Source organism: Roseateles sp. P5_E11 (assembly GCF_054049355.1).
Genome location: NZ_JBFUMO010000325.1, coordinates 1 through 6576, shown reverse-complemented (window position 1 = coordinate 6576; position 6576 = coordinate 1). Strand labels below are relative to the sequence as shown.

At 67.8% G+C, this 6576-nt stretch carries 5 protein-coding genes; 2 read left to right on the top strand and 3 right to left on the bottom strand.

Going from position 1 to position 6576, the window contains the following annotated elements; translation table 11 throughout:
* The coding region (locus ACXJKR_RS20720) for an ABCB family ABC transporter ATP-binding protein/permease (protein ID WP_457324419.1) at positions 1-1779 on the bottom strand (1779 nt) is incomplete at its 3' end.
* Positions 1780-1946: 167 nt separating this feature from the next.
* On the opposite strand from ACXJKR_RS20720, the gene ACXJKR_RS20715 reads away from it, so the two are divergent.
* Entirely contained in the window at positions 1947-3593 is a 1647-nt protein-coding gene (locus ACXJKR_RS20715; RefSeq protein ID WP_457324418.1) for a methyl-accepting chemotaxis protein, read from the top strand.
* Between the two features lie 37 nt (positions 3594-3630).
* Positions 3631-4032 carry an acyl-CoA thioesterase gene (locus ACXJKR_RS20710; protein WP_056203053.1) on the top strand — a complete coding sequence of 134 codons (402 nt, stop codon included), beginning with the start codon at positions 3631-3633 and terminating at the stop codon, positions 4030-4032.
* Positions 4033-4054: 22 nt separating this feature from the next.
* Here the strand turns inward: ACXJKR_RS20710 and ACXJKR_RS20705 are convergent, their stop codons facing one another.
* Positions 4055-5797, bottom strand: coding sequence for a rhamnogalacturonan lyase B N-terminal domain-containing protein (locus ACXJKR_RS20705; protein WP_457324417.1), 1743 nt, complete (start codon positions 5795-5797; stop codon positions 4055-4057).
* A gap of 198 nt (positions 5798-5995) precedes the next feature.
* Positions 5996-6576: SGNH/GDSL hydrolase family protein (locus ACXJKR_RS20700; RefSeq protein WP_457324416.1), on the bottom strand; the 581-nt coding region annotated here is incomplete at its 5' end.

The window sequence follows — 6576 nt, the reverse complement described above, 5'->3', positions numbered from 1 at the left end:
CCACATTTCGGCGTAGCGGCCGTTCCTGGCCAGCAAGGTGTCGTGCCGGCCGCGCTCGATGATGCGGCCCTGCTCCAGCACGAGGATCTCGTGCGCGTCGACGACGGTGGACAGGCGGTGGGCGATGACCAGCACGGTCTTGTTCTGGCCCACGGACTCCAGTTCGGCCTGGATGGCGCGCTCGTTGGTCGAATCCAGTGYCGACGTGGCTTCATCAAAGATGAGGATGGGCGGGTTCTTCAGCAGCGTGCGCGCAATGGCCACGCGCTGCTTCTCGCCACCCGACAGCTTCAGGCCACGTTCGCCCACCATGGTGTCGTAGCCGAGCGGTGTCGCCGCGATGAAGGCATGGATATGCGCCGCACGCGCCGCGCCCTCGACCTCCGCCTGGCCAGCGCCGGGCCGCCCATAGGCGATGTTGTAGGCCACGGTGTCGTTGAAGAGCACGGTGTCCTGCGGCACGATGCCGATGGCGCGGCGCAGGCTGGACTGCGTCACCGTACGGATGTCCTGGCCGTCGATGCGGATGCCACCCGAGTCGATGTCGTAGAAGCGGTAGAGCAGCCGCGCCAGCGTGCTCTTGCCTGAGCCGCTGGGGCCGACGACGGCGACCTTCCTGCCCGCCGGGATCTCGAAGCTGACGCCGTGCAGGATGGGCCGCACGGAGTCGTAGGCGAAGCGGACGTTGTCGAAGACGACACTGCCGCCACCCACGGCCAGCTCGGCGGCATCCGGCGCATCGGCGATCTCGCGCTCGCGGTCCAGCAGCACGAAGAGCTTCTCGATGTCCGTCAGCGCCTGCTTGATCTCGCGGTAGATCACGCCGAGGAAGTTCAGCGGGATATAGAGCTGGATCATGAAGGCGTTGACCATGACCAGGTCGCCCAGGCTCATGTGGCCCGCCACGACGCCCTGGGTGGCTCGCCACAGCATCAGCACCAGCGCCGACGCGATGATGAGCTGCTGGCCGGTGTTCAACATGGACAGCGTGCGCTGGCTCTTCAGCTGGGCCTTGCGCAGCTTCTCCAGGCTCTCGTCATAGCGCGTGGCCTCGAAGGCCTCGTTGTTGAAGTACTTGACCGTCTCGTAATTCAGCAGCGAGTCGATGGCCTTGCTGTGGGCCACCGAGTCCAGCTCGTTGAGCGTCTTGCGGAACTTGGTGCGCCACTCGGTGACGACGACGGTGAAGCCGATGTAGATCACCAACGCCGCCACCGTGATGCCGGCGAACCAGACGTCGAACTTGACACCCAGCAGCGTCAGCACCAGCACCACCTCGATCAGCGTCGGCACGATGCTGTACAGGGAATAGCTGATCAGCGAGTGCACAGCGCGCGTGCCGCGCTCGATGTCGCGCGTCATGCCACCGGTCTGGCGTTCGAGGTGAAAGCGCAGCGACAGGTCGTGCAGATGCCGGAACACCTGCAGCGAGATGCTGCGCGACGTGCCCTCGGTGGCCTTGGCGAAGATCAGCTCACGTGCCTCGGCGAACAGCGACGTCGACAGCCGCAATGCGCCATAGGCCAGCAGCAGGCCCAGCGGCACCACCAGCAGGGCCTCGGGCTGGCCAGCCTTGAGGTTCAGGCTGTCGATCAGCTGCTTGAGCAGCAGGGGCACGCCGACATTGCAGAGCTTGGCGCCCACCATGAAGGTCAGCGCCAGTGCAACGCGCCAGCGGTAGCGCCACAGATAGGGCAGCAGGCGGCCGACGGTGCCCCAGTCGCCACGGGGAGCGCTGGCTGAGGCGGGTTCAGGGAGGCGGGCGGCAAGAGAACGCATGCCGGCATTGTCCGGTCGCGCGCCGGAAGGCGTGTTCCGCATGGGAACTGCCGGCGAACCCCTTGCGCCTTTGACGCAGCGCAATCGCGGTGCACCTTTCTACCCCTACGCTGGGCCCCTGGCGCCGAAAACCAGGGCTGGTTATCCGTCCCACCTGAGAGGCCAATATGCGCAACAACCAACCGGTGACCCCGAACGGGTACGCCCTGGCCTCCGACCAGACCCTCATTTCCATCACGGACCTGAAGGGGCGCATTACCTACTGCAACCCCAGCTTCGTGGCCGTCAGCGGCTACGCGCAGGCGGAGTTGCTGGGCCAGCCGCACAACATCGTGCGCCACCCGGACATGCCGGAGGAGGCCTTCCGCGACCTCTGGGCCACCATCGAGGGCGGACAACCCTGGACCGCACTCGTCAAGAACCGGCGCAAGAACGGCGACTACTACTGGGTGCGAGCCAACGCGACGCCGGTGCGAAACGGCGACCGCACGGTGGGGTATCTGTCGGTGCGCACCAAGCCCAGCGACGTCGAGGTACGCCGCTTCGAGCAGCTCTACGCCACCATGCGCGCTGAGGCGGCCGCAGGCCGCCGGACTCATGTGCTGCGGCGCGGCGTGGTCAAGCGCAACGACACAGTGGGCCGCCTGACAGACTGGCTGCGGCCCGAGTTGCGCGGCCAGATGGTTTTGCTGGCCGTGCTGGCCGCGGCCGGACCGCTGCTCGCAGCCTGGGCCGGCGCGCCAGGCTGGGGCCTGGTACTGGCTGCCCTGGCCAGCACCGCCGCCGCCAGCTACGGCCTGCTCGCGAGCGGGATCGCCCCGCTGCGCCAGGTGATTGCCACCGCCAACCTGCTGGCAGGCGGCGATCTGACGCGGCACGTCGAGGTCAGCGGCCGGGGCGAGATCGGCGAGCTGCAACTGGCGCTGGCCCAACTGACCGTGTCCGTGCGCACCGTCGTGCGCGACGTGCGCGAGGAGGTCATCCACCTGGAGGACGGTGCCCGGGAGATCGCCGCCGGCAACCAGGACCTGTCTTCCCGCACCGAGTCCCAAGCCAGCAGCCTGGAGCAGACCGCCGCCGCGATGGACGAGATCAGCGGCACCGTGCGGCAGACCTCGGAGCTGGCCGGCGACGGTGCCCGCTTTGCGCGCGAGACCGCCGGTGTGGCCCAGCGCAGCCAGCAAGCCGTCCACGGCGTGACGGACACCATGCAGGAGATCACCGACTCGTCGCAGCGCATCGGCGACATCATCCAGGTCATCGAAGGCGTGGCCTTCCAGACCAACATCCTGGCCCTGAATGCCGCCGTCGAGGCGGCTCGCGCCGGCGAGCAGGGCCGCGGTTTCGCGGTGGTGGCCGCCGAGGTGCGCGCCCTCGCTCAGCGCACCGGCACGGCAGCCAAGGAGATCCGCGCCCTTATCGAGGAATCGCGCGGGCGCGTCGAGACCGGCAGCCACCGGGCCGGTGACGCACAGCTGCGCATGGACGAGGTGGCCTCCGCCGTGTCACGCGTCAGCGACGTGCTGGTGCAGATCGACACCGCCGCGAGCGAGCAGGCCACCGGCGTCGCCCAGGTCGGCGAGGCCGTGCAGCAGATGGATGCCATCACGCAGCAGAACGCCGCGATGGTGGAGGAGCTGGCCGCTTCGGCCACAGCGCTGAACGGCCAGGTCAGCCGGGTGCGGGACTCCATCCGTGTCTTCCGCCTGAGCGACCAGGACAGGAGCCTGGCCGAGGCCGACGCGGCCAACTTGCGCAAGGCGCAGCGGGGTGACACGGCGCCTCGCGCCACGCCGGGCGCCGACAACCGGTAGCGCTTCTGAACGGCAGCTTGTACGGGACAATCCCGCCATGACTGAAAACGCCCCATCGACACCGCACGGCGGTGACCGCCAGCTCGTCCTGCGCGTCATGCCCATGCCGGCCGACGCCAACGCCAACGGCGACATCTTCGGCGGCTGGATCATGGCCCAGGTCGACATCGCCGGCTCGGTGCTGCCGGCCCGCATCTCGCGTGGCCGCGTCGCCACCGTCGCCGTCAACGAGTTCGTTTTCAAGCAGCCGGTGTCCATCGGCGACCTGCTGAGTTTTTACGCCACAGTCACCCGGGTGGGCCGCACCTCCGTCACCGTGCACGTGGAGGTGATGGCCGAGCGCGACCCGGAGAACCTGCACGTGGTCAAGGTGACCGAGGCCAACCTGACCTACGTGGCCATCGACCGCGAAGGCAAGTCGAGGCTGGTGGCACCCTGATCGGCCCGCGCCGATCCAGGGGTCACGGCGTCACGATCAGGTCGACCGCGTCGTAAGACAGTGCCGGGCTCAGGTATGCCGTGCCCGAGGTACCGCTGACGACATTGACGGTCACCGTGTTGGTGCCGGCCACCAGCGCGGTCGACGGAATGTCGAAGCTGTAGAGCCGGTTCACGCCGCGGTAGGTGCCCACCGTCAGGTTGCGCGAGCCCTTGGGCGGCGCGGTCGGGATGGCGGAGGTCCAGCTGCCGTTGTTGACGCTGATCTGCGGCCGGGCGCCGTTGAAGTCTTCCGTCGTTCCAATGCGCAGCGTCAGGTTCTGCACCTGGGCGCTGGTCAGCGTGAACTGGATGACGCGCGCGTTGTTGACGTCCTTCCATTGGCAGGCCGGGAAACCGCTGGCCGCGCTCGACGTGCCCACCACAAAGGTGGCCGGCACCCAACCGCTCATGCGCACGTCCGACGGATGCATGGTCGTGAGCCTGCCGCCGTTCAGGAACTCGGCTGGCGTGCCGTCCCAGTTGCCGATGCGCCACAGCGCCGCCTTGGCTGAAGGGTCGGCGTTGATCGCCAGCGTGTTCAAGGTCGTCGTGCCGCCGGCCGTGACGGTCACGCTGCCGGTGTAGACCGCCAGCTCGTTCTTGTAGACCGTGAGCGTGTAGGTGCCCGGCCGCATGCCGGTGCTCTTGAAGAAGCCGTTGTTGGCGAGGTTGGCGCTGGCCCAGTACTGCGCCGTGCTGCTGGAGAAGCCCACCGTGTAGCTGTAGTTCGAATCGGTGCCCGACAGACCGACGCCGGCCACCGTGCCGCGGCCGGACGCAGCCACATAACCGTCCAGCGCCATCACCGAGAACCAGCTCGTATCCGGCGCCGACGGCGCACCGCCAGCGGTGAACATCAGCGTGTAGCTGTTCAACACCCCCATGCGGAAGGCCTCGGTCTGGCCCTCGCCGTAGTTGACGATATAGGTCAGCTCGTTGTTGGTGGACGTGATCTGGTTGAGCAGGCTGCGGTAGAAGGGCCCGCCGGAATTGCCTTCGTTGTTGTCCCGATAGAACCACAGCCCCACGCTGCCGGCGCTGTTGAGGCCGCCGAAGTACTGCCAGTCCTTCAGCCGCATGTTGGAGTAGTGCTTGGAGCGCGTTTGCCCCGCGCTGGAGGTGCTGCTGGAGAAACCGAACACGTCGCTCGCTTCGACCGTCGTGTCCGTGCCGCGCAGGTCCTGCGGCCAACTGCCGTTGCTAGCCAGGCCGCCGGGCAGGCCGGCCGGCCCTCCCTTGGAGAGCGCCGCGATGGGCACGCGCAGGATGAAGCGCACCAGGTTCAGCGTGTCGGGCTCCTCGGTGAAATAGGTGCCCATGTAGATGCGCGGCTCGCCGCTCTTGGCCATGTAGTAGTGCTTGAGCACGCCGCCGTTGGCGCTGAAGACGGTCACCGTGATCTTGACGTAGGTGCCGCCGCTGACCACGCCGCCGTTGGCGGTGGAGGCCGACGTGGCCGCACCACTGCTGCTGATCATCTGGGCCTGCACGTCGACAGCCGAGACGTTGCTGTAGAGGAAGTCGAAGCCGGAGTTCAGCTGCGAGCCACGGCTGGCATCGGCGTACTGCACGCCGTTGTAGAGTAGGCTGGAAAGGTCGCCCTTGGACTGGGTGCTGACGCCGTTGTCGTAGGCCATCACCTTGAACACCAGGCCGCCGCCGGTGTCCACCTGGTATTGCAGCTTGGCAGAACTGCCGCTGTCGTAGAGCGTGGTGAGGCTCAAGGCCGCCAATGCTGGCGTGGCCGTGGCCGTCGCCAAAAGCAGGCACGCTGCCGCGCCCAGCCGGCGCAAGCACCGGCGGAGGAAATCGATCCGCATGTTTTGTCTCCTATTGAGCCCGCCGTCTGCAGGTTCGCGCGGCCGGTGCTGCCGCGTTGCTGCGGCCGGGGCAGTCTAGGAACGGCCGGGCGGCCGCAACGCTCAACTTGGTGAGTGGATCGATAGCTGAGGTAACGACGCCACCACCCGATCGGCCAGCGCCTCGGCCCAGAGCGCATAGCCGCGCGGGCCGGGGTGGAAGCCGTCCTCGGCCATCAGCTCGACGGCATTGCGTTGCATGGCCTCGGGCAGATGCAGCACATGGCGTGATGCCTGGCCTTCGACCGACGAACTCAAGGCCACGTTGAAGCGCGCTGCCTGGCGGCCGAAGAACCAGCGCAGAGGCTGGGGCAGCAGCGGGAATCGCTGCATGGGCGGCGCTGCGCAGTGCACGCTCAGGCGCACACCAGCGCGCTCGGTCGCAAGGGCGTGGATGCGGTCCAACGCCACCAACGCCTGCGCAGGCGCGATCTGGTCAACAACGTCGTTGACGCCCAGGGAGGTGATCAGCACATCGGCCTGCACCACGTCCGCCGCCTCGAACGCCGCGAGCGCCTGCTCGCTGCGATGGCCGCTGGTGGCGATGAGCTGCCAGCCCACCGGCTGCCCGAGGCGCGTTGCCAGAGCCTGAGCGAGCCGGCCGGCCAGTGCTTCGTCCTGATGCGCGGCACCGACTCCAGCGG